Below are 23,848 nucleotides of genomic sequence, written 5' to 3'. Positions count from 1 at the left end.
CCTCAAATCACCGTGCGCGCGACTGTTGCAGCGCAACAATTCGCTCGATCATTTGCAGGCGCGGCCTACGCCCCTGTTTCAAAAGGAAAAAACCCGCTTCCTGACAGTCGGATGACACGCAGGGAAGCGGGCTTTTTGCAATTTTCCGGTCGCTTTTTCGATATAGCAGCGGCGCCGGAAGGCGGGTTCAGTGCCCCTTCAGGATATCGGAGCGCGAAGTCGTATAGACGAGCCCGTCCGGGCCGAAATGGACGTTGAAGAACGCGTCGGTGTTCACGCCATCCTCGAGCCAGCGCCAGCTCCACACCGTCTCGGGCTTGAGGGGATATTGCGCGATGTCGCCCGGCTTGCCGAGCAGGCGCCGCACCTCGTCCTCGTCCATCCCGGGGCGCACCTTCGCGAAGTTCTCGGCGGTCAGCACCTGTGTGGCGCCCGCGTAGTGCCCGCTCGCGTCGAGATCGACGAACCAGGTCTGATTGCCCATCGGGCCACGCGGATATTCGAGACGCTTGGAGCCATCGGTGAAGGTGCGCTCGGTGTCGGGCTTGCCCATCGTGCCGCGCACGTCGGCTTCGGTCGATACGCCGACCTTCAACCCCTTGAGCAGCAGCGGCGCCGGCTTGATCGCGGTGAAAAAGTCCCTGATGCGTTGCACGTCGAGATTGCCTTGCTTGTCATCGCAGCCGGCAAGCGCCAGCGCGGCGGCCAGCATCGTGACGGGGAGCAGCCGGAAACGAAAAATCATCTGAGGAATTGCGCGTCGAGAAAACACGCGCCAAGGATACCCGCGCAACGCCAAAAGCGCGAGACGGGCGCGGTCCGTCCCGTGTTCAGTGCGTCGTTTCGGTGTGCGCGTCGGACTCGCGGCGCGCGTGCGGTGCATCATCCGACCCGGCCGACACCCCACGGATGTGGCGGCGCGTGCGCACGAGTTCGGCAAGCTGCCACGAACCGAGCGCCACGCAGCCGAACAGCACCTCGCGGCCGCGCTTGACCAGCGCGAGCGACAGCGCCGTCTCGCGATCGACGCCGAACATCTGCGCGAGCAGCACGACGGTCGCCTCCTGCACGCCGAGGCCGCCCGGCACCATGAACGCCGCATGGCGCACGGCCTGCGTCATCGCCTCGATCGCGATCGCGCCGCCGATCGAGACCGGATGCCCGAGCAGCGCGAGCGCCCAGTAAATTTCGAGCGCGCCGAGCACGTAGCCGGCCAGTTGCCAGAAGAACGCACTGAACAGCAGCGCCGTGCGCGACATCAGCGCGTCGATGTCGGCATCGAGCCGGCGGCCGTCGACGCCCTGCAGCAACCGGTGCGAATCGCCGAGCAGACGCCCCGCGAAGCGCTCGATCGCGTGGAAGATTCCGCCGCGCCGCATCAGCACCACGCCGAGCACCGGCAACGGCAGCGTCAGCAGCAGCGCCAGGCCGATCGTGCCGCCGCCCATGTCGTGCGTGGTCGCGAGCAGCAGCACGAGGCCGAGCGCCGCGAACGCATACTGGACGACGATCGTCACCAGCACCTCGACGATCACCGACGCGGTCACGCGGCTCGCGTCGGGCACCTGCCAGCGCGCGATCCGGATCCCGACCAGCTCGCCGCCGATCCCGACCACGGGCAGCAGCCGGTTCACGGCTTCGCGCACGGTCGCGATCCACCACAAAAATGGCAGCGACGCGCGCCGGTCGAGCAGCTGATGCCACGCATACGCGTCGAGCAGCAGCGGCAGCGCGTGGAACGGCACGAGCCACAGCAGCGTGAAGCCGGCGCGCTCGAGCATCCGCGACACGTCGCCGATGCCTTCGTGCAGCCCCAGCGCGAGCAGGATCCCGATGCCGATCGGCCAGCCGAGCCATTTGATCCACCGGGTCATGACGGCCGCGCCCCCGCTTCGCGCGACGCACGCGTGCCGCGGCGCATCGCGGGCTGGCCGAATACGTCCGCAAACCCGCCGGTCGCGACGTCGGCCGCCTTCAGCGCGGCCGCGACGCGCGGCGACAGCAGCGCGTCGAGTTCGTCGACCGGGCGGTAATCGGCCATCGTCGGCGTGATCGGGCCGTCGCCGGCCTCGGCCGGATGACAGTAGATCTCGCCGACACCGGGCGGCAGCGCCGCGAGCGCGTCGAGCAGCACGCGCTCGTCCATCGCGCCCGTATGCGCGATCCCGACCACGTAGTCGTTGTGCGCGAGCCCCGCGCGATCGAGCCGGGCGCGCACCAGCGCGATCCACGGCTTGAGCAGCGCGGGCGCGCTCGTTTCATACGGCAGCCGCACCGCGCGCAACCCGTAGTCGCGGCCGATCTCGATGATCAGCGACAGCACGGTCGGATGCAGGTGGAAATGCTTGTGCGCGTTCACGTGATCGAGCGGCAGGCCGCTCGCCGCGAACGCGTCGAACTGCGCGCGGATCTCGCGGCGCAGTTGCGCACGAACGTGCGGCAGGAAGAAGAAGCGGCAGCCGTCCTTCGCCATCGCGTCGCCGAACCGCCCGTCGGGGCCGACGAGCGCGGGGATCTCATGCGCGGGCAGCATGGCCGGCCCGTCCGCGAGGACGAGATGCAGGCCGACCGCGAGCGACGGCAGCCGCCGCGCGCGTTCGATCGCATCGTGCGCCGCGGGCGCACCGACCATCAGGCTCGCGGCGTTCAGCACGCCGTCGCGATGCGCGCGCTCGACCGCCGCGTTGACGCGCGGATGCAGCCCGAAGTCGTCCGCGGTGAAGATCAGCGCCCGCGCCGCCCGCTGCGTCGTCACGAATCAGGCCTCGTGCGCGCGCAGGAAGCGGAAGAACTCGACGCCTTCGCGCAGACGGCGCTTCATCATGTCCCAGCTCGTCAGCATCTCGCGGACGATCTCCCAGATCTTCGACGGACGGAAGTAGAACTGACGATAGAACTGCTCGAGCTGGTGATAGATCTCGTCGCGCGACAGGTGCGCATAGCCGATCGCCGCGAGCTGCACGCCTTCCTTGCTGACCAGGTTGATGGTCTTGTTCTCTTCCATCCAGCCGTTCTCGACGGCCTGCTTGTACAGCGTCGTGCCCGGATACGGCGCGGCGAGCGACACCTGGATCGTGTGCGGATTGATTTCCTTCGCGTACTCGATCGTCTTCTTGATGGTTTCCTGCGTCTCGCCCGGCAGGCCGAGGATGAAGGTGCCGTGGATCTTGATGCCGAGCTTCTTGCAGTCCGCGCTGAAGCGGCGCGCGAAATCGGTGCGCACGCCCTTCTTGATGTTCACGAGGATCTGGTCGTCGCCGGATTCGAAGCCGACCAGCAGCAGGCGCAGGCCGTTCTCCTTCATGACCTTCAGCGTCTTGTACGGCACGTTCGCCTTCGCGTTGCACGACCACGTGATGCCGAGCTTGCCCAGGCCGATCGCGATGGCTTCAGCGCGCGGCAGGTCGTCGGTGAAGGTGTCGTCGTCGAACATCAGTTCCTTCACTTCCGGCATGTTGTCGCGGATCCACTTTGCTTCCGCGAGCACGTTCTCGACCGAGCGCGTGCGGTAGCGATGGCCGCTGACCGTCTGCGGCCACAGGCAGAACGTGCAGCGCGACTTGCAGCCGCGGCCCGTGTAGATCGATACGTACGGATAGTTGAGGTAGCCGATGAAGTAGTTGTCGATCTTCAGGTCGCGCTTGTAGACGGGCGCGACGAACGGCAGCTCGTCCATGTTCTCGAGGATCGGACGCGCTTCGTTGTGCTCGATCGAGCCGTCCTTCGCGCGCCAGCTCAAGCCCTTGATCTGCGAGAACGGCCGGCCCTCGGCGATTTCCTTGCAGGTGAAGTCGAATTCCTCGCGGCACACGAAGTCGATGGCGTCGCTCGCCGTGAGCGAGTTGTGCGGATCGACCATCACCTTCGCGCCGACCATGCCGACCAGCATCGACGGCTTCATCTTCTTCAGGTCCTGCGCGAACATCGCGTCGGTCGGGAACGACGGCGTGCTCGTGTGGATGATCACGAGGTCGTAGTCGTTGGCGATCTTCAGCGTTTCCTCGACCGACAGCCCGTCGGCCGGTGCGTCGACGACGCGGCTGCCCGGCACGAGCGCGGCGGGCTGCGCGAGCCACGTCGGGTACCAGAAGGAACGGATTTCGCGCTTCGCCTGATAGCGCGAGCCGGCTCCGCCGTCGAAGCCGTCATACGAAGGGGCCTGCAAGAACAGCGTTTTCATGATTGCTCCGGTAGCCTGCATAGTTCGATTCGTTTCAACGATTCAGTCAATAACCCGCGGGCCGCCGTGCCGGCGCCCGCCGCTCTATCATGTCGCGTCGCGCGGCGTGGCCGCGCGGCGCGTTCTCGGCCCTCAGGCCGAATTCGATCGGGGAACGCGCGCACGGCCGCTCCCTCGGGCAACGTGCGTTAGCGGCCGTCCCCGCCTTCCACCGCCGCCGTCGCGCGCTCGCCGCCGACGACCGTCATCCGCGCGCCGCGCCACACGACGTGCGTGCCGAACGCGGCCGCGAGCCATTCGAGCGTGAGCAGCGTGTCGCGCACCGCGACGAGCGGCAGATCGCGCCAGAACGCGCGCCAGCCGTCCTCGCCGCGCGCGTGCAGCACCAGCCGCCCGAACGTGCCCACGATGGCCGCGCCCCCCGCCAGCGTGCCGGCGAAGGTGCCGTCGAGACGCAGCGCGAGCGCCGCGCCGATCGCGAGCCACGGCGCGGTAAACGTGATGAACAGGAACGTGAAGCCGGCCGGGTTCAGCGAACGGATCGTGCGCAGCCAGCGCGTCTCGCGGTGCCAGAGCGGCCCGAACGACGGTTCGATCACGTCGGTCGCGACCTCGACCTCCGACAGCACGGTGCGTCGCCCGAGGCGGCGCGGCAGTTCGGCGAGCCAGAAATCGTCGGCCAGCTCGTCCTTCAGCGCGAGCAAGCCGCCGATCCGGTCGAGCGTGTCGCGCGTCAGCGCAAGTGTCGCGCCGAAGCCGAAGTGGCTCGAGCGGCCCAGGTGCGCGATCCGCACCGACGGCGCGAACCACGCATCGACGAACTGCGCGCCGATCCGCGTCCAGAACCCGCCGACGCTGCGCGCATGATACAGACACGTGACGACCCCGACCGACGCGTCGGCGAGCGGCGCGGTCACGCGTTCCAGATAGTCGGGCTTCACCGCGATGTCGCTGTCCGCGATCACGATGCGGCCGTACTTCGCGCGTTCGGCCAGATTGATCAGGTTGCTGACCTTCAGGTTCTTGCCGTGCACGCGCGCGTCGACCACGAGCGTGATGTCGCACTCCGGATAGTCGGCGCGCAAGCGCTCGACGACGGCGACGGCCGGATCGGCCGCCGACGCGACGCCGAACAGCACTTCATGGCGCGGATGGCGCTGCTCGCAGAACGTCGCGAGGTTCTCGTACAGGTGCGGCTCCGCGCCGCACAGCGGCTTGAGCACGCTGACGGGCGCGAAGCCGTCGCGCGCCGCGGTGCGCGGCGTGCGCGGGCGCGGCGCGAAGGCCGCGGCGAGCGCGTAGCCGGACGCAGCCAGCGTGAATGCGAGCAGGAGCCAGTCGAGCAGCGTGACGATCGGCGTCATGCGCGCGCCTCCCCGGCGACGCGGGCGCCGTGCCGATCGATTGAACCTGGTTGAACGCGATTGGGTATTCCGACAGCAACGAACGCGGGCACGACCCGACTCCTTGTTCCAGCAGCGTCTGTAATGGCGAGGCTCGGCCCATTCCCCGAATGCGACCGGCACCGGCTTCGCGTGGCACATTTCCGCGCGATGCCCGGACGGGATGCGGGAAGATTCGAATGGCGAACATCGGCACAACATGAACAGGCGCCGGATTTTAGCAGCGCAAGTCGGCCCGCGCGTGACGGCGCGCGAAACGGACTTGTGCGATTTCGGCAAAGCTGTGCGATCGGCAAACCATTCGGGTGCCACTACGTTCACGCTAGCGTAAGCACTTTGCAGGCGTATTGCAGTCTTGAAAATCAGACGTTTCGTGGAATTTTGTATGTCGATGCGAAGACATATCCAATCCCCGTAAAGTTTGGTCATTATTTGGGGATTGAATTGATTTATGCAACGATCGCGACCTCCCATCCTATGCAACCTTGCACCCCTGAAAGGCGCATGGGTATCCGTGCGTCGCCAGCGCGTTCCGGAACCCTTTGGCAAAATCGTCGACATCTGTTGCGCACGCGCATCACCGCGCCCCTCCCTTTAGAAGGCCACCGATGATTCCGTTTTCCGTACTCGATCTCGCCCCTATTCCCTCCGGCGCGGACGCCGCGCAGGCTTTCCGCAACACCGTCGATCTCGCGCAGCATGCGGAGCGCCTCGGTTACCGGCGCTACTGGCTCGCCGAACATCACAACATGCCCGGCATCGCGAGCGCGGCGACGGCCGTCGTGATCGGTCATGTCGCGGGCGCGACGAAGACGATCCGCGTCGGCTCGGGCGGGATCATGCTGCCGAACCATGCGCCGCTCGTGATCGCCGAACAGTTCGGCACGCTCGCGTCGCTGTATCCGGGGCGCATTGACCTCGGGCTCGGCCGTGCGCCCGGCACCGACCAGACCACGTCGCGCGCGCTGCGCCGCGACCTGATCGGCAGCGCCGACTCGTTTCCGGACGACGTCGCCGAGCTGCAGCGCTACTTCGCGGAACCGGTGCCCGGCCAGCGCGTGCGCGCGGTGCCCGGTGCGGGGCTGGACGTGCCCGTATGGCTGCTGGGTTCGAGTCTGTTCAGCGCGCAGCTCGCCGCGATGCTCGGGCTGCCGTTCGCGTTCGCGTCGCACTTCGCGCCGGATTACCTGATGCGCGCGCTCGAACTCTATCGTGCGCAGTACCGGCCGTCGGCCGCGTGGCCGAAGCCGCATGCGATGGTCGGCATCAACGTGTTCGCGGCCGATACCGACGACGACGCGCGGCGCCTCTTCACGTCGCTGCAGCAGCAGTTCATCAACCTGCGCCGCGGCACGCCGGGCAAGCTGCCGCCGCCGGTCGACGCGCTCGAGGCAAGTGAATTCGAACTCGCGAACGTCGCGCACGCGCTGTCGTTCGCGGCCGTCGGCTCGCGCGACACGGTGCGCGACAAGCTGCGCGACCGGATTGCACAGACGGGTGCGGACGAGGTGATCATCACCGCGCAGATCTACGATCACGCCGCGCGGGTGCGCTCGTTCGAGCTGGCGGCGCAGATCCGCGACGAACTCGCGAACGAAACCCGCTGACCGGACGGGCGCGGCCGCCGGCGCGCGCGCCCGCCGTCACGTCACTACGGGTGCACCGCGTCCAGCCCGTCGAGCAGCGCCTTGTGGAACGCGTCCGGATCCTGGATCTGCGGCGCGTGGCCGAGCGCCGGGAATTCGACGAGCTGCGCGCCGGGGATCGCCGCCTGCGTACGCTTCGCGAGTTCCGGGTAATGGCCGAGCTTCGCGTGCACGTCGGGCGGCGCCACCTCCTTGCCGATCGCGGTCGTGTCCTTGTCGCCGATCAGCAGCAGCGTCGGCACGCGGATCGCGCCGAGTTCGTAGACCACCGGCTGGGTGAGGATCATGTCGTAGATCAGCGCCGAATTCCACGCGACCGCGTCGCGACCCGGGCCGCGATACATGCCGGCGAGCATCTGCACCCAGCGCTCGTAGGCGGGCGACCACTTGCCCGCGTAGTAGGTCGCCTGTTCGTAGCGGCGGATGCCGTCGGCGTTCGTCTTCTGTTCGCGCGCATACCAGTAGTCGACCGGCAGCGGCGGCACGCCGAGCGCCTTCCAGTCCTCGAGGCCGATCGGGTTCACCAGCACGAGCTGGTCGGTCGCCTTCGGATACATCAGCGCATAGCGCATCGCGAGCATCCCGCCCGTCGAATGGCCGACGATCGTCGCCGATTTCACGCCGATCGACTCGAGCAGCGCATGCGTGTTGCGCGCGAGCTGCTGGAAGCTGTACTGATAGCGTTCGGGCTTCGACGACTTGCAGAAGCCGATCTGGTCCGGCGCGACCACGCGATAGCCGGCGCGGCTCAGCACCCCGATCGTGTCCTCCCAGGTCGCCGCGCAGAAGTTCTTCCCATGCAGCAGCACGACCGTGCGGCCGTTCGGGTGCGTCGGCTGCACGTCCATGTACATCATCTCGAGGGTTTCGCGCTGCGACACGAACGCGTAGTGATGCACCGGCTCCGGATAGTCGAAACCTTCCAGGCGGGGGCCGTACGCGGGTCCGTCGTTGCCGGCCGGCGCCGGCGCGGCGGCCACGGCGGAGGTCGCGCATGCCGCGGCGACGCCGGCGCCGAGCACGGCGGCGCGCGCGAGGGACAACATCTTGCAAATCGAGAGCATGGCGATCACGGTAAGGGGAAATACACGCGCGCAACCGGGCGGCTTCGCGCCCCGCGATTCTACGCGGTCGGGCTGACGACGGCGCGCAACACTCGATGGGCGTGCGACTTCCGCGCGCGCGACGAACTCGGGTATCGTGTGTCGTGACCCTGAAACGCCTGCAGGCGAACACTCATGAAAAACGTCCTCAGCATTCAGTCGCACGTGATCTACGGACACGCCGGCAACAGCGCGGCCGTGTTTCCGATGCAGCGCCTCGGCGTCAACGTCTGGCCGCTCAACACCGTCCAGCTGTCGAATCACATGCAGTACGGCCACTGGGCGGGCAGCGCGATCGACGCCGCGAAGATGGAGCAGCTCGTCGACGGCGTCGCCGCGATCGGCGCGCTCAAGCGCTGCGACGCGGTGCTGTCCGGCTTCGTCGGCTCGCCGCCGCAGGCGCGCGCGACGGTCGAGATCGTGCGCACGGTGAAGGCGATGAACCCGAACGCGTGGTACTTCTGCGATCCGGCGATGGGCCAGACGGGCGGCGTGCGGCCCGAACCCGGCGTCGAGGAATTCATCGTCCAGGAGATGCCGGCGCTCGCCGACGGCATGTCGCCGAACCACACCGAGCTGCAGAAGCTCGCCGGGCGGCGCATCGAGACCGTCGCCGAAGCCGTCGACGCGTGCCGCGCGCTGATCCGCCGCGGCCCGAAGATCGTCCTCGTCAAGCACCTGCACGACCGCAACAGCCCGGCCGACCGTTTCAACATGCTCGCCGTCACCGAGACCGAAGCGTGGATCGGCCAGCGCCCGCTGTATGCGTTTCCGCGCCATCCGGTCGGCGTGGGCGATCTCACCAGCGCCATTTTCGTCGCGCGCCGGCTGCGCGGCGACTCGGTGCGCGCCGCGTTCGAGCACACGCTCGCGGCCGTGCACGCGGTCGTGAAGGCGACCTACGACGCGCGCCGCTACGAGCTCGAACTCGTCGCCGCGCAGGACGAAATCGCGCGCCCGAGCGAATGGTTCGGCGCGTGGGTGACCGACGCGTGATGCGCCCGCATCGGCCGCGAACCCTCCGCATCTCGTCGAATCCCCCGGTATCCCCCGCTTTTCCGGCGTGCCGCGCGCGCTGCCGCCCTCGCCTCTCCCCCGCAGTTCGCTCGCCGGCGCCATGCCGTTCGGGTTCTGTCCGGTCCGTGCGTGCAAACGTTTCCGGACTTCACATGAATGACACCGATTCCCCGCTATGCTCGCGACGGCACGACCGGCGCAGCCGCATCCTGCGCCCGGACGCGCCGAATTTTTCCCGCATGTCCCGCCAATCGGCTCCCTTCCTTGACCCACGATAACGACCATGACCCGATCGAACCGTCGTGACTTCCTGCGCGTCGCCGCCGGCACTGCCGGCGCCGCCGCGCTGAACCTGTTCCCGCCCGTGATCCGCGATGCGCTTGCGATTCCGGCGAACCGCCGTACCGGCACCATCCGCGATATCGAACACATCGTGATCCTGATGCAGGAGAACCGTTCGTTCGACCACTACTTCGGCACGATGCGCGGCGTGCGCGGCTTCGGCGATCCCCGCCCGCTGCGCCTCGCGAACGGCAAGTCGGTGTTCCATCAGCCGGTCGGCCCGGCCGAGCTGCTGCCGTTTCACCCGGGCGCGGACAAGCTCGGCCTGCAGTTCCTGCAGGACCTGCCGCACGGCTGGCAGGACATGCACGCCGCGTGGAACAAGGGCCGCTACGACCAGTGGGTGCCGAACAAGGGCACCACGACGATGGCGTACCTGAAGCGCGACGACATCCCGTTCCACTACCAGCTCGCCGACGCATTCACGATCTGCGACGCGTACCACTGCGCGATCCCGAGTTCGACCGACCCGAACCGCTACTACATGTGGACCGGCTACGTCGGCAATGACGGCACGGGCGGCGGCCCGGTGCTCGGCAACGAGGAAACGGGCTACGGCTGGACGACCTATCCGGAAGTGCTCGAGCAGGCCGGCGTGTCGTGGAAGATCTACCAGGACGTCGGCACCGGGCTCGACGCGAAGGGCTCGTGGGGCTGGACGCAGAACCCGTACATCGGCAACTACGGCGACAACGCGCTGCTCTACTTCAACCAGTACCGCAGCGCGCTGCCCGGCACGCCGCTGTACGACAAGGCGCGCACCGGCACCAACATCAGCGCCGGCGGTACGCTGTTCGACGTGCTGCAGCAGGACGTGAAGAACGGCACGCTGCCGCAGGTGTCGTGGATCTGCGCGCCGGAAGCGTACTCGGAACACCCGAACTGGCCGGCCAACTACGGCGCGTGGTACATCGAGCAGGTGCTGAAGGTGCTCGTGTCGAATCCGGACGTGTGGAGCAAGACCGCCCTCTTCATCACCTACGACGAGAACGACGGCTTCTTCGACCACGTGCCGCCGCCGTTCGCGCCGCAGTCGCGCGACAACGGGCTGTCGACGGTCGCAACGACCAACGAGGTGTTCGCCGGCGACGCGTCGCACATGGCCGGCCCGTACGGGCTCGGGCCGCGCGTGCCGATGCTGGTCGTGTCGCCGTGGACCAAGGGTGGCTGGGTCTGCTCGCAGACCTTCGATCACACGTCGCTGCTGCAATTCATCGAAGCGCGCTTCGGCGCGCAGTATCCGGTGACGGCCGCCAACGTGTCGCCGTGGCGCCGTGCGGTGTGCGGCGACCTGACGTCGGCGTTCGAATTCGCGACCGCCGACACCGCATGGCCGACGCTGCCCGACACGAGCGGCTATGCGCCGCCCGACCGCGTGCGCCACCCCGACTACATCCCGGTGCCGCCGGTGCTGCAGAAGCTGCCGAAACAGGAGGCCGGGCTGCGTCCGGCGCGCGCGCTGCCGTACGAGCTGTTCGTGCACGGCCGCGTCGAAGCCGCGAACGGCCTGTTCCGGCTGACCTTCGCGAACACCGGCCGTGCGGGCGCGGCATTCCAGGTGCAGTCGCGCAACCGCCTCGACGGCCCATGGGCGTACACGGTCGAAGCCGGCAAGCGGGTCGCCGATACGTGGAGCGCCGCGCCGTCGCTCGGCCTGTACGACCTCGACGTGTACGGCCCGAACGGCTTCTACTGCCATTTCCGCGGCCCGTTCGCGACCGGCGTCGGCAGCGCGAGCGTGAACCCCGAGGTGATCTACGGCTACGACGTCGCCAACGGCAACATCACGCTGCGCCTGATGAACCGCGGCCACAAGGCCGTGCAGCTCAAGGTGACGAACGCGTACGGCCACGGCCGCGCGCGCACGTTCGACCTCGCCCCGGGCGCGCACGTCGACGACTACTGGGATCTGCGCGGCAGTCACGGCTGGTACGACCTGACCGTCAGCGATGGCCGTCCGCTCGGCTTCCTGCGCCGCTTCGCGGGCCACGTCGAGACCGGCCGCCCGAGCACGAGCGACCCGGCGATCCGCACGAACGCGTCGCACGACGACGCCGAAGCCGCATCGGACGCCCTGTCCGACTGACGACGTCGAACGCGGCGCGGCCCCGCCGGGGCCGCGCCGCCCAGCCTGCCTCCCGTCCGCTCGTGACGGGAAACTCCCGATACCGGCCGCCCGCGCACGCGCGGAAGCTATGCGCAAATCCGCATCGAATGCGCGGCAAATTGCCAAGACCCGTGCATATCGGCGACCTATATATCGAGACGATCGGGGCTCCTCGCCGAGCCTGACGGGAGATTCTTCCGGGAATCATCAACATGCCGACCTCCCCGCCCGATTCCGAGAAGCGGTCGAACCGCCCACCCGTCGCACGCGTCCGGCCCGCCGGCTGCGTGCGGTATCCACCCGCTGGTGTAGAACAAGAGGAACGAACATGAAATTCCGTCATTCCCTGCTGTCGGTGTCGGTCATCTCCGCCTTTGCCCTCCTCTCGCAACAAGCCGCCCGGGCCGCCGACGCGACCGACGTGAAGGTCGGCTTCGCCGCGCCGCTCACAGGCGTGAACGCCGGCTACGGCAAGGATCTTCAGAACGGCGTGCAGCTCGCGCTCGACGATGCCGCCGCGCAGAAGATACAGATCGCCGGCAAGCCCGCGCACTTCAACCTGATCGTGCAGGACGACCAGGCCGACCCGCGCATCGGCGTGCAGGCCGCGCAGGCGCTGATCGACCAGAACGTGTCGGTGGTGGTCGGCCACTTCAACTCCGGGACCACGATTCCGGCGTCGGTCGTCTACGACAAGGCCGGCATCCCGGTGATCGATCCGGCCGCGACCAACCCGACGCTCACGTCGCGCGGGCTCGCGAACATGTTCATGGTGATCGCGACCGACGGCCAGAACGCCGGCAACGCGGGCAAGTACGCGGTCGACGTGACCAAGGCGAAGCGCATCGCGATCATCGACGACCGCACCGCGTTCGGCCAGGGCGAGGCGGACGAGTTCGAGAAGGCCGTGAAGGCGGCCGGCGGCAACATCATCGGCCGCGAGTTCACCAGCAACCAGGCGGTCGATTTCCGTGCGCAGATCACGAGCCTGAAAGGCAAGAACCCCGACCTGATCTTCTTCGGCGGCCTCGATTCGCTCGCCGCGAACTTCGTCAAGCAGATGCGCCAGCTCGGGCTGAACGCGAAGTTCGTCGGCGGCGGCGGCGTGAAGGACAACGAGTTCATCAAGATCGCCGGCCCGGCCGCGGAAGGCGCGATGGCGTGGGAATACGGGCGTCCGCTCGACGAGCTGCCGCAGGGCAAGGATTTCGAGCAGCGGTTCAAGAAGCGCTTCGGCGTCGACGTGCTGTCGTACGCGCAGTTCGGCTACGACGCGACCTGGGCCGCGATCAAGGCGATGCAGGCAGCCAACTCGACCGATCCGAAGGTCTACCGCCCGGCGCTGAAGAAGATCGATTTCGAGGGCATCACCGGCCGGATCTCGTTCGCGAACGACGGCTCGCTGAAGAGCGGGATGTCGACGCTGTACCAGGTGAAGAACGGCGCGTGGAAGACGATCGTGACGAAGGGGGGCTAATCGAACCGGATGGGCGGCCTGGGTAGCCGGGCCGCGCCGGGCGTGACGGGCGGCGGCGGGAACGCCGCCCGGTCCGCCCTTCACACGATGCGGAGCAGTCGAAGGTGCTGCGGCCGCGAAACGATCGGCGCAATGACGCCGATCTCATACGATGTCTGATGTTGAGGTTACGGCCCGTCGCGACGCACGGGCCGTGTAGGCGGCGTCGCGTCAGTTGGTCTGCGTGTCGCGTTCCGCCTCGGCCGCCTCGTGTGCGCGGCGCAGCCGCTCGCGACTGTTGGTCAGGTGCGTGCGCATGGCAGCACGCGCGGCTTCCGGATCGTGACGCGCGATCGCCTCGTAGATGTCCTCGTGCTCGTGATTGAGCCGGCCGACATAGCGCTCGAGGTCGTCGCCGGCGAAGCGCGCCGAATTCACGCGCGTGCGCGGGATGATCGACGCACCGAGCTGCGTCATGATGTCGACGAAGTAGCGGTTGCCGGTGGACTGCGCGATCTGCAGGTGGAAGTTGAAGTCGAGCTGCGCGGTGTCGCGCCCGCCGCCCGCCCCCGACGCGATCGCGTCGAGCGCACGCCGCAGCGCGGCGAGGTCGGTGTCGTTCGCGCGCTGCGCGGCGAGGCTCGCGCATTCGCTTTCGAGGCTGATGCGCAGCTCGAGCACCGCGAGCACGTCGCGCAGCGTCATGATGGTCGCGGGATCGATGCCGAGCGCCTGGCGGCGCGACGGTTCGAGCACGAAGCTGCCGATGCCGTGGCGCGTCTCGATGAGGTGGCTCGCCTGCATCCGCGAAATCGCTTCGCGCACGACCGTGCGGCTGACGCCCTGCGCTGCCATGACTTCGGTTTCGGTCGGCAGCTTGTCACCGGGACGCAGCGTGCCGTTTTCGATCTGCGCGGTCAGCGCGTCGACGACATCTTGTGCGAGGCTGCGTGCGCGACGGCGCGGCGCAGCGGGAAGCGTGGGCACGGACATGAGGCCGGTTCCTTTTTGAATGATCGTAATGTGAGCCGAGGGTTTACGCGGGGTTTGAGCGAACGCCGATGATTCATTATACTGCGTCACAAGTCATCCGACGACTGATGATCGCCACACGGATCTCCTGTTGACCGAGGCTGGCACATCGGCGCCTACCCGGTCCCGTGGTTCGCGATCGACCGACCTTCGCGCTTGCGCGCGATATCGGCATCGAGCTGGTCGCTCCCGCCCATTCGGGTTGCTGTCGACATGCGGGGCTTGCGCGCCGCGCACGTCGGTTGTCGAATGATCGCACCTCCCGCCGCGCGCGGCAAAGATTTTGCCGCACGGCATCGCCCACTCTTCTGCCATCGCCGCCATGAACGCCGTCACTGCCTCGCCTTCCCACGACACGCCGCGCATCGTCGAGCTGCAAGCCATTCCGGTCGCCGGCCACGACAGCATGCTGCTCAACCTGAGCGGCGCGCACGGTCCGTTCTTCACCCGCAACCTCGTGGTCCTGAAGGACAGCGCGGGCCGGACCGGTGTCGGCGAAGTGCCGGGCGGAGAAAGCATCCGCCGCACGCTCGAAGATGCGCGCGCGCTCGTCGTCGGCCAGCCGGTCGGCAACTACCACGCGGTGCTCAACGACGTGCGGCGCACCTTTGCCGATCGCGACGTGAGCGGCCGCGGCCTGCAGACGTTCGACCTGCGCACCACGATCCACGCGGTCACCGCGCTCGAGGCCGCGCTGCTCGACCTGCTCGGCCAGCATCTCGGCGTGCCTGTGGCCGCGCTGCTCGGCGAAGGGCAGCAGCGCGAGCGCGTCGAGATGCTCGGCTACCTGTTCTACGTCGGCGACCGCGGCAAGACCGCGCTGCCCTATCGCGACGGCCGCGGCGCGACCGACGACTGGACCCGCGTGCGCGACGAGGCCGCGCTGACGCCCGAGGCGGTCGTGCGCCTCGCCGAAGCCGCGCACGCGCGCTACGGTTTCAACGACTTCAAGCTGAAGGGCGGCGTGTTCGAAGGCGCGCGCGAGGTCGAAGCCGTGACGGCGCTGGCCGAGCGTTTCCCCGAAGCGCGCGTGACGCTCGATCCGAACGGCGCGTGGTCGCTCGACGAGGCCGTGCGGCTGTGCCGCGACCTGCACCACGTGCTCGCCTACGCGGAAGATCCGTGCGGCGCGGAGAACGGCTACTCGGGCCGCGAGGTGATGGCCGAATTCCGCCGCTCGACCGGGCTGCCCACGGCCACCAACATGATCGCGACCGACTGGCGCCAGATGGGCCACGCGGTGCAGCTGCACGCCGTCGACATCCCGCTCGCCGACCCGCACTTCTGGACGATGCAGGGCTCGGTGCGCGTCGCGCAGATGTGCCGCGACTGGGGCCTCACGTGGGGTTCGCATTCGAACAACCACTTCGACGTGTCGCTCGCGATGTTCACGCACGTCGCGGCCGCGGCGCCCGGCCAGGTCACCGCGATCGACACGCACTGGATCTGGCAGGACGGCGAACGGCTCACGCGCGAGCCGCTGAAGATCGAGAACGGGCTCGTTGAAGTGCCGAAGCGGCCGGGCCTCGGCATCGACATCGACATGGATGCGGTCGCGGTCGCGCACGAGCTGTACAAGCAGCACGGGCTCGGCGCGCGCGACGATGCGGCGGCGATGCAGTATCTGATTCCGGGGTGGACGTTCAACAACAAGCGCCCCTGCCTCGTGCGCTGAGCGCGGGACGAACCGGGCGGCGGGTCCGCTCGGCCGGAAGGCGATGCGTCGCTTCGCCCGCGCATCGGCGGGTTGCGGGGCGGGAAAAGCCGGCCGGCATCGAACGGAAACGGAATCGGAATTCGCGCGGCCACGGCCCGCCGGTCGGTCGGTCGGTCGGTCGGTCGGTCGGTCGGTCGGTCGGTCGGTCGGTCGGTCGGTCGCTCGGTCGCTCGGTCGCTCGGTCGCTCGGTCGGTCGCTCGGTCGGTCGCTCGGTCGCTCGGTCGCTCGGTCGGTCGCTCGGTCGGTCGGCCCGTCGGTCGGCCCGTCGGTCGGTCCGTCGGTCGGTCCGTCGGTCGGTCCGTCGGTCGGTCCGTCGGTCGGTCCAGTATGATCCGGCCCGGCAACGGCACCCGGCGCTATCAGCCCGTCAAAGCTGCCCGGCGGCCCAGATCCCCCGCGCCATCCCCGACGCGGCCAACACGATCACCATCACGAGCACGGCCTGCCAGTGACCGATCCGCACATAGGTCCGTGCGCGGCCGAGATCCGGCATCTGCTGCCGCCGCGCGGCGATGCGCCAGCGGATCAGCCCGAGCATCGGCACGATCTCGAGCAGCAGGATCAGCACGAGCGCGGTCATCTTGAGGTGAAAGAGCGGCTCGTGAAGGTAATACGCGGCGCCTTTCTCGAAGCCGCCGAACGCGCGCGTGAGCCCTGTCGCGATCAGCACCAGCGCGGACAATCCCCACGCCGCATCGGCCTTGAACACGCCGCGCAGGTCGGCGGCCTGCGCCGACGCGATGACCCGCCGCAGCGCGCGGTTGCGCCCCACGATCGCGGCGAACGCGACGCCGAACGCCATCAGGTGAACGGCTGCCAGCAACCAGCGGACGATCATTGCGCCTCCTTGTCGCCCGCGCGCCGCGCAGGCGTGGTCAGACGATCTGCTTGAGCGCCGCGTCGAGCGCGAGCACGGCGACGCGGTCGCCCTCGGTCACGAGCGGCGCGCGCATCACGATCTGCCGGTTATGGCCGACGGCTGCCGGCGAATCCCACAGCAGCTCGACCTTCGGCCGCCGGAACAGGCTGCCGCGACGCGGCGGCACGGCGGCCAGCTGCGCCCCCTGCTCACCCGCTGCCGGCGCAACCTGGCCGGGCCAGCGCACGGAGAGCTCGCGCGCATCGTACTGGCCGACCTTGCGGCTCTCCATCCAGACGATCGCGGTACGGGTGAGCGTATCGAGCGAGATCGCGTAGCGGCCGACCGCGAAACGGCGCGCGGCCACGTTGGTCCGCCACAGCGGCCGCGGCCGGCACATCCACACGATCGCCGCATACAGCGCCGGCGCGGCGATCAGCCAGCCGTTGGTCGCCGTCACCGCGTGCAGCGCAGAACGCCAGCCGGCCGCCCACGCGAACGCGCCGATCGACCAGACGGCAAACAGGAAACCGATCAGCGCGAACACGCGCAGCGCTTGGCGCAGCCACTGCGGCAGCGGATGGAACGGCCGCTCGGCGCGCGCGGCGGCGCCCGGCAGCGCGAGCAACAGGAAGATCAGCACGAGATAGACGAACGCCCAGGGCGACGACACCATCGCCGACAGCGACGCGCGATAGCCCATCTGGGACATCGAGAACAGCCAGCGCGCGAACAGCACGAGCCCGATCGCGCGCAATGCGAAGATCACGCCGGCGCCGGGGGCCGGCGCTGCGCGCGTCGTTTTCGTTCTCGCCAAGACTGCTCTCCTCTCGATGTTCGTGCGGGGCCGGATTTCACGGCACGGCCATTATAGGGACATTACCGTCTGGACAGATTGCCGGATGGCGTGCCGGCCCCGTTCCGGGGCCGTTCGCGGCGTCGGGCGCGGCGAGAATACAACAGATCCGCGCCGCGGATGTGACAACGCCCCGCCGGGGTCCCGGACGGGGCGTCGCTGAGGGCCTCAACCGCGGTGCGGCCGGCAGCCCGGCATCAGTTTGCGTTGACTTCGCGCAGCACCGTGCGGTGCTTCTGGCGCAGCAGTTCCTCGTAGCCCTTCACGTAGTTCTGCGCCATCACCTTCGACGAGAAGCGCGCTTCGAACGCGGCCCGCACCTTCTCGCGCGGCAGCGTATCGAGGCGGTTGAGCGCCGCAACGGCCGAGAGTTCGTCTTCGACAACGAAGCCCGACACGCCGTTGTCGATCACTTCCGGCACCGAGCCGCGCTTGAACGCGATCACCGGCGTGCCGCAGGCCATCGCCTCGATCATCACCAGGCCGAACGGCTCCGGCCAGTCGATCGGGAACAGCAGCGCGTGCGCGTTGCCCAGGAATTCGGTCTTTTCCGACTCGCTGATTTCGCCGATATACTCGACGTGCGGCAGCGCGAACAGCGGCTTGATCTTCTCTTCGTAGTACGCGCGGTCAGCCTTGTCGAGCTTCGCGGCGATCTTGATCGGCAGGCCGGCCTGCTCGGCGATGCGGATCGCGGTGTCGACACGCTTTTCCGGCGAGATGCGGCCGAGGAACGCGAGATAGCTCGGCTTCACGTTCGGGATCGGCGTCAGCAGGTTTTCCGGCAGGCCGTGATACACGGTCGACAGCCAGTTCGCCTGCGGCAGCGGGATGCGCTGGTTGTCGGAGATCGACACGACCGGCACGTCGCTGAACGCGTTGAAGATCGGCTGCAGTTCCGGCAGGTCGAGACGGCCGTGCATCGTCGTCAGATGCGGGACCGGCTGGCGCGAGAACAGCGAGAACGGGTAGTAGTCGATGTGGCAGTGCAGGACGTCGAACTCTTCCGCGCGGCGGCGCACCTGCTCGAGGAGCAGCATGTGCGGGGCCATCACGTCGCGGATCGTCGGGTCGAGGCGCAGTGCCTGCGGCCAGCACGCTTCGAGCTTCGCGGAGGTCTGCGAATCGCCGCTCGCGAAGAGCGTGACGTCATGCCCCATCTCGACAAGTGCTTCGGTCAGATAGGACACCACTCGCTCGGTACCACCGTAAAGCTTCGGGGGGACTGCCTCATGCAACGGAGCGATTTGGGCGATTCGCATGCGTAACTCCTAAAAAATCGGCTAAAAACCAGGTATGGGTCGGCAACCTGCCAGCGGTCGGGCTGGATGCATTTCGTCCGACGGTCGGACGAATCAGCCTGCCGGGGCGTCGAACCCGCGCTGCTCAAGGAGCGTCGGCGACGCGACAGGCATAGAACGTTCGAAACGAAGACCCGTTGACAGGGGTTCGTAAAAAAACCTGGGATCGACCCCGGAGCCGATTATCTAGGGTTAATCCCGAGACGGCCCCCGACATTTCAAACACTTTACTTTGTTACAAAGGCGCAACACTTTGCAACCCGCGGACTCGGGTGTCCGTTCTAGAGTGGAAGGCCCTTTTGGCGATCCTTGTCACCCGTGCGTGCCGGCAGCGTGATTCCGGCACATGAAACAGGACGGGATGCCAGATTTTATCTCAAAATCGCTCGCGAGCCTCTGGCCCAGGCAAGATTCGCGCAGCGCGACGCAGGCCTTGTTTACAATGCCGGATTATTCAGTCCGAGCGCACGCCGGCATGCGATCCAGCCGCCACGCTCAATCACCGAATCACCGCACGCATATTTTGGAATCTCTTACCCCCGCCCAGCGCAACGCCCACAACGCGAAGCTCTCGAGCTACGCGCACCGGCCGATCGCGTTCCTGTTCCGCTACATCCGCCTGCATCCCGTTGCTCACCTCGTCGTGCTCTGCAGCGTGCTGGCTGCCGTCGGCTGCGCGCTCGGCTCGCAATACGCGATCAAGCACCTGATCGACGTGCTGGCGACCGGGCGCCATCATCCGGGCCCGCTGTGGAGCGCGTTCGCGCTGCTCGTCGGGCTGATCGCGGCCGACAACCTGCTGTGGCGGGTCGGCGGCTGGGCTGCCGCGCACACGTTCGTCGCGGTCACCGGCGACCTGCGGCGCGACCTGTTCCAGTATCTGATCGGCCATTCGCCGACCTACTACTCGGAAAAGCAGCCGGGTACGCTCGCGAGCCGCATCACGGCCACGTCGAACGCGGTCTATACGTCGGAGAACACGATGGCGTGGAACGTGCTGCCGCCGTGTATCGCGGTGATGGGCGCGATCCTGATGATCATCGTCGTCAATCCGCTGATGGCCGCCGGCCTGCTCGGCTGCTCGGCCGTGCTGTCCATCATCCTGTTCAAGCTGGCCGGGCGCGGCTCGGCGCGCCACCACGCATTCGCGGCGAAGGCCGCGGCGGTCGACGGCGAGCTCGTCGACGTGATCGGCAACATGGGGCTCGTGCGTGCGTTCGGGATGACGGTGCGCGAACAGAAGCGCTTCAGCGCAACGATCAAGGCGGAGATGGACGCGCGCCAGCAGAGCCTGTTCTATCTCGAAAAACTGCGGCTGCTGCATGCGGTGATCACCGCGATGCTGTCGGCCGGCCTGCTCGGCTGGGCGCTGTGGCTGTGGGACCAGGGCCGCGCGACGTCGGGCGACATCGTGCTCGTCAGCTCGCTCGGCTTCACGATCCTGCACGGCACGCGCGACCTCGCGGTCGCGCTCGTCGACGTCACGCAGCACGTCGCGCGCCTGTCCGAAGCCGTGAAGACGCTGCTCGAACCGCACGGGATGCCCGACCACTCCGACGCGAAGCCGCTGGCGGCCACCGGCGGGCGCGTCGACTTCGAGCGCGTGACGTTCGCATATCCGCACCGCCGCGCGATCCTCGACCACTTCGACCTCCATATCGAGCCGGGCCAGCGTGTCGGCCTGATCGGCAAGTCGGGCGCCGGCAAGTCGACCGTGCTCGCGCTGCTGCAGCGCTTCTACGACACGCAGGACGGCGTCGTGAAGGTCGACGGCCAGGACGTGAAGGTGATCACGCAGGACAGCCTGCGCCACGCGATCGCGCTCGTGCCGCAGGACATCTCGCTGCTGCACCGGACGATCTACGACAACATCGCCTATGGCCGCCCCGACGCGACCCGCGAGCAAGTGCTCGCCGCCGCGCGCGACGCGCGCTGCGCGGAGTTCATCGAAGCGATGCCGGAAGGCTATGACACGATCGTCGGCGACCGCGGCGTCAAGCTGTCGGGCGGCCAGCGCCAGCGCATCGCGATCGCCCGCGCGATCCTGAAGGACGCGCCGATCCTGCTGCTCGACGAAGCGACGTCCGCACTCGACAGCTCGTCCGAGGAAGCGATCCAGAGCGCGCTCGACCGCCTGATGGTCGGCCGCACGGTGATCGCGATCGCGCACCGGCTGTCGACGCTGCGCAACTTCGACCGGATCATCGTGATGAGCAACGGCAAGGTGATCGACGATGGCAGCCCCGACGTGCTGCGCAACCGCCCTGGCCTGTACCGCGACTTGCTCGCGAAGCAGCACGGCCGCCATCACGCGCCCGACGGCACCGCGCCGACCGGCGAACGCGTGGCCTGACGCCGCGGCACGCAACCGATAAAAAAGCCGCCAGTGCGAAGCACGGCGGCTTTTTTCATGGCATCGCGCGGCATCCGCCGCGCGGCGCGCCCGCTACACGCGCTGCAGGTCGCGCAGGAAGTTGTCGCGCCACACCGACACGTTGTTCTCGCGCAGTTGCGCGATCATGTCCGCATAACGCGCGCGCCGCTCGGCGAGCGGCATCGTCAGCGCCTGCGACAACGCATCGGCCATTCCGTCGATGTCGATCGGATTGACGATCAGCGCGCCCGTCAGCTCACGCGCGGCCCCCGCGAAGCGCGACAGCACCAGCACGCCCGGATCGTCCGGATTCTGCGCGGACACGTACTCCTTCGCGACGAGGTTCATGCCGTCGCGCAGCGGCGTGACGAAACCCACGCGCGCCAGCCGGTACAGCGCGGCCAGCACCTGCCGGTCGTACTGGCGGTGAATGTAGAGGATCGGCGCCCAGTCGAGTTCCGCGTAGCGGCCGTTGATGCGCCCCGACTCCGCTTCGAGCTGCAGGCGGATGTCCTGGTACGCGCGCAGGTCGGCGCGCGTCGACGGCGCGATCTGCAGGAACGACACGCGGTTGCGAATCGACGTCTGGTGCTCCAGCAATTTCTCGAACGCGCGGAACCGCTCGACGAGCCCCTTCGAATAATCGAGCCGGTCGACGCTCATGATCAACTGGCGCCCGCGCAGCGACGTCGCCAGCGTGCGCACGGCCTTGCCGTTCTCGGCCGCCTGCGCGAGCGACGCGATCTCGTCCGGATACACGCCGATCGGATAGGCGGCCGCGCGCAGCGTGTTGCCGAACGCGTTCACGCGCACCGTGTGCCCTTCGCGCGCGACTTCGCCGCCCGCCTCGAACTCGATGTAGTCGCAGAACGCGCGCAGGTCGGGCTCGGTCTGGAAGCCGAGCAAATCGAACGCGCACAGCGACTCGACGAGCTCGCGATGCGGCGGCACGTTGACGAGCACCTGCGCGGCCGGAAACGGAATGTGCAGGAAAAAGCCGATGCGGTTCTTCACGCCGGCCTCACGCAGCGCACGCGCGAACGGGATCAGGTGATAGTCGTGCACCCAGATCACGTCGTCGTCCTGCAGCAGCGGCACGAGCTGCTGCGCGAGCCACACGTTCACGCGGCGGTAGCCGTCGAACTCGTGGCGGTCGTACTGGATCAGGTCCGCGCGGTAATGGAACGCGGGCCACAGCGTCGCGTTCGAGAAACCGCGGTAGTACTGGTCGTAATCGCGGCGCGACAGCCCGACGGTCGCGAACGTCACGGGGCCGCGCTCCTCGATGCGGATCTGCGGCGCACCGGATGCGACCACCTCGCCGCTCCAGCCGAACCACATGCCGCCCGTCTCCTTCAGCGCATCGTAGACACCGATCGCGAGGCCACCCGCCGCCGGTTCGCCTTCCGAAATCGGGGCGACGCGGTTTGAAACGATGATGAGTCGACTCATGCGCCCCGCTGCTCCGCGCCAAGCCAGCGGGCAATCTGCGCGTGCAGCGCGTCGACCGAGTCGAGCCGCATGCGGGCCGACGTCTCGCCCGCGCCGACCTTGATCGACAGACCGCCCCGCGCGTTGACCACCGCGAAGCCCTTCTCGTCGGTCAGGTCGTCGCCCGCGAACAGCGGCACGCGGCCCGCAAACGGCGGCTCGTCGAGGAACGCAGCCAGCGCGCGCCCCTTGTCGACACCCTTCGGCTTGATCTCGAACACCATCTTGCCCGGCTGCAGCACATACGCATCCGCATATTCGGCGACGAGGCGCTCGGCCGCTTCGCGCGCGGCCGGCTCGCGCTCGGGCGCATTGCGGTAGTGCAGCGCGACGGCCGCGCCCTTGATTTCGAGCAGCATGCCCGGATGACGGTCGACGACGGACGCGAGTTCGCGCTCGATGCGCAGCAGCCGGTCGTCGTTGAAGCCGATGCGCTGCGTGTCGCCGTTCGCGTCGCGACGCTCGGCGCCGTGCAGGCCGGCGATCGGCAGGTCCGGCATGTTCAGGAACGCGTCGAGGTTGTCGATGCCGCGACCCGACACGACGGCGAGCGCGCCATGCGAGCGGCGCCGCAGTTCATCGAGCAGCGTCAGCAGCGACGGCGGCACGTGAATGCTGTCGGGCGTCGGCGCCAGTTCGACGAGCGTACCGTCGAAGTCGAAAAAGAACGCGGTATCGGTCAGGGACAGGGAAGCCGGAACGGATTGCATCGATTCGATGGTCTGAGGAGCGGCCTGCACACGCCCGGCCGCCGCTGCGAGAATGGAATTGTGCGCATCTTACCGCGCCTGCGTACCGAGATGGGCGAAACCGGCGCATGGCGGACCTCGCGCCACCGTGCGCGCCAACTGCGACATATTGCCCCGCTCGCCCGTGCCGTGCGGGTTTCGAAAGGACGCGGGCGCGGGAATTGCGCTACAGTCGGCAACCGCCGGCCGCGCGACGCATGGCGCCGCGCCGGCC

Annotated in this window: 18 protein-coding genes; 6 read left to right on the top strand and 12 right to left on the bottom strand. The window is 68.1% G+C overall.

The window, feature by feature from the left end:
* Nucleotides 1-187: 187 nt before the first annotated feature.
* The 5 genes from ACP26O_RS05810 to hpnI form a co-directional block, all read right to left on the bottom strand.
* Nucleotides 188-745 carry a hypothetical protein gene (locus ACP26O_RS05810; RefSeq protein ID WP_105833828.1) on the bottom strand — a complete coding sequence of 186 codons (558 nt, stop codon included), beginning with the start codon at nt 743-745 and terminating at the stop codon, nt 188-190.
* A gap of 85 nt (nt 746-830) precedes the next feature.
* The gene (locus ACP26O_RS05805) at nt 831-1,874 is read right to left on the bottom strand and encodes an HpnL family protein (RefSeq protein ID WP_175664013.1); all 1,044 of its coding nucleotides are present in this window, start codon (nt 1,872-1,874) and stop codon (nt 831-833) included.
* A complete protein-coding gene (gene hpnK / locus ACP26O_RS05800; RefSeq protein ID WP_175664014.1) occupies nt 1,871-2,755 on the bottom strand; it encodes a hopanoid biosynthesis-associated protein HpnK in 885 nt (294 codons plus the stop codon). Before hpnK ends, ACP26O_RS05805 begins: the two co-directional genes overlap by 4 nt.
* A gap of 3 nt (nt 2,756-2,758) precedes the next feature.
* Complete coding sequence (hpnJ, locus tag ACP26O_RS05795; RefSeq protein WP_105833831.1) at nt 2,759-4,180, bottom strand: hopanoid biosynthesis associated radical SAM protein HpnJ; 1,422 nt, start codon at nt 4,178-4,180, stop codon at nt 2,759-2,761.
* Nucleotides 4,181-4,368: 188 nt separating this feature from the next.
* Nucleotides 4,369-5,544, bottom strand: coding sequence for a bacteriohopanetetrol glucosamine biosynthesis glycosyltransferase HpnI (gene hpnI / locus ACP26O_RS05790; RefSeq protein WP_175664015.1), 1,176 nt, complete (start codon nt 5,542-5,544; stop codon nt 4,369-4,371).
* A gap of 647 nt (nt 5,545-6,191) precedes the next feature.
* Between hpnI and ACP26O_RS05785 the strand changes: the two genes are divergently transcribed.
* On the top strand, nt 6,192-7,190 hold the full coding sequence (locus tag ACP26O_RS05785; RefSeq protein WP_175664016.1) for an LLM class flavin-dependent oxidoreductase: 999 nt from the start codon (nt 6,192-6,194) through the stop codon (nt 7,188-7,190).
* 44 nt (nt 7,191-7,234) lie between these two features.
* Here the strand turns inward: ACP26O_RS05785 and ACP26O_RS05780 are convergent, their stop codons facing one another.
* Nucleotides 7,235-8,293, bottom strand: a complete 1,059-nt coding sequence (locus ACP26O_RS05780; protein WP_175664017.1) for an alpha/beta fold hydrolase — start codon at nt 8,291-8,293, stop codon at nt 7,235-7,237.
* A 174-nt stretch (nt 8,294-8,467) separates the two neighbouring features.
* On the opposite strand from ACP26O_RS05780, the gene pdxY reads away from it, so the two are divergent.
* From pdxY to ACP26O_RS05765, 3 genes are all read left to right on the top strand, one after another.
* Nucleotides 8,468-9,328: a pyridoxal kinase PdxY gene (gene pdxY / locus ACP26O_RS05775; protein ID WP_006755531.1), complete on the top strand. Its 861-nt coding sequence runs from the start codon at nt 8,468-8,470 to the stop codon at nt 9,326-9,328.
* 304 nt (nt 9,329-9,632) lie between these two features.
* Nucleotides 9,633-11,777: a phosphocholine-specific phospholipase C gene (locus tag ACP26O_RS05770; protein WP_175664018.1), complete on the top strand. Its 2,145-nt coding sequence runs from the start codon at nt 9,633-9,635 to the stop codon at nt 11,775-11,777.
* Nucleotides 11,778-12,126: 349 nt separating this feature from the next.
* Nucleotides 12,127-13,275, top strand: coding sequence for a branched-chain amino acid ABC transporter substrate-binding protein (locus ACP26O_RS05765; protein ID WP_006755533.1), 1,149 nt, complete (start codon nt 12,127-12,129; stop codon nt 13,273-13,275).
* Between the two features lie 210 nt (nt 13,276-13,485).
* On the opposite strand, the gene ACP26O_RS05760 is transcribed toward ACP26O_RS05765, so the two are convergent.
* Nucleotides 13,486-14,247, bottom strand: a complete 762-nt coding sequence (locus ACP26O_RS05760; protein WP_011656382.1) for a FadR/GntR family transcriptional regulator — start codon at nt 14,245-14,247, stop codon at nt 13,486-13,488.
* A gap of 361 nt (nt 14,248-14,608) precedes the next feature.
* On the opposite strand from ACP26O_RS05760, the gene gudD reads away from it, so the two are divergent.
* Nucleotides 14,609-15,961 carry a glucarate dehydratase gene (gudD, locus tag ACP26O_RS05755; protein ID WP_175664020.1) on the top strand — a complete coding sequence of 451 codons (1,353 nt, stop codon included), beginning with the start codon at nt 14,609-14,611 and terminating at the stop codon, nt 15,959-15,961.
* Nucleotides 15,962-16,371: 410 nt separating this feature from the next.
* On the opposite strand, the gene ACP26O_RS05750 is transcribed toward gudD, so the two are convergent.
* The 3 genes from ACP26O_RS05750 to ACP26O_RS05740 form a co-directional block, all read right to left on the bottom strand.
* Nucleotides 16,372-16,842: a DUF2214 family protein gene (locus ACP26O_RS05750; RefSeq protein ID WP_175664021.1), complete on the bottom strand. Its 471-nt coding sequence runs from the start codon at nt 16,840-16,842 to the stop codon at nt 16,372-16,374.
* Between the two features lie 37 nt (nt 16,843-16,879).
* The gene (locus ACP26O_RS05745) at nt 16,880-17,680 is read right to left on the bottom strand and encodes a hypothetical protein (protein ID WP_175656032.1); all 801 of its coding nucleotides are present in this window, start codon (nt 17,678-17,680) and stop codon (nt 16,880-16,882) included.
* 236 nt (nt 17,681-17,916) lie between these two features.
* Complete coding sequence (locus ACP26O_RS05740; RefSeq protein ID WP_011656377.1) at nt 17,917-18,981, bottom strand: glycosyltransferase family 4 protein; 1,065 nt, start codon at nt 18,979-18,981, stop codon at nt 17,917-17,919.
* Nucleotides 18,982-19,543: 562 nt separating this feature from the next.
* On the opposite strand from ACP26O_RS05740, the gene ACP26O_RS05735 reads away from it, so the two are divergent.
* Nucleotides 19,544-21,373: an ABC transporter ATP-binding protein gene (locus ACP26O_RS05735; protein WP_041491128.1), complete on the top strand. Its 1,830-nt coding sequence runs from the start codon at nt 19,544-19,546 to the stop codon at nt 21,371-21,373.
* A gap of 93 nt (nt 21,374-21,466) precedes the next feature.
* Here ACP26O_RS05735 and otsA read toward each other — a convergent pair whose 3' ends face one another.
* Complete coding sequence (gene otsA, locus ACP26O_RS05730; protein ID WP_165751109.1) at nt 21,467-22,846, bottom strand: alpha,alpha-trehalose-phosphate synthase (UDP-forming); 1,380 nt, start codon at nt 22,844-22,846, stop codon at nt 21,467-21,469.
* Complete coding sequence (gene otsB / locus ACP26O_RS05725; protein ID WP_011656375.1) at nt 22,843-23,595, bottom strand: trehalose-phosphatase; 753 nt, start codon at nt 23,593-23,595, stop codon at nt 22,843-22,845. The genes otsA and otsB overlap by 4 nt, the downstream gene beginning before the upstream one ends.
* Nucleotides 23,596-23,848 lie beyond the last annotated feature (253 nt).

Source organism: Burkholderia sp. R-40, from assembly GCF_049942845.1.
Lineage (GTDB): Bacteria > Pseudomonadota > Gammaproteobacteria > Burkholderiales > Burkholderiaceae > Burkholderia > Burkholderia ambifaria.
This window is presented reverse-complemented; position numbering and strand designations above follow the sequence as displayed.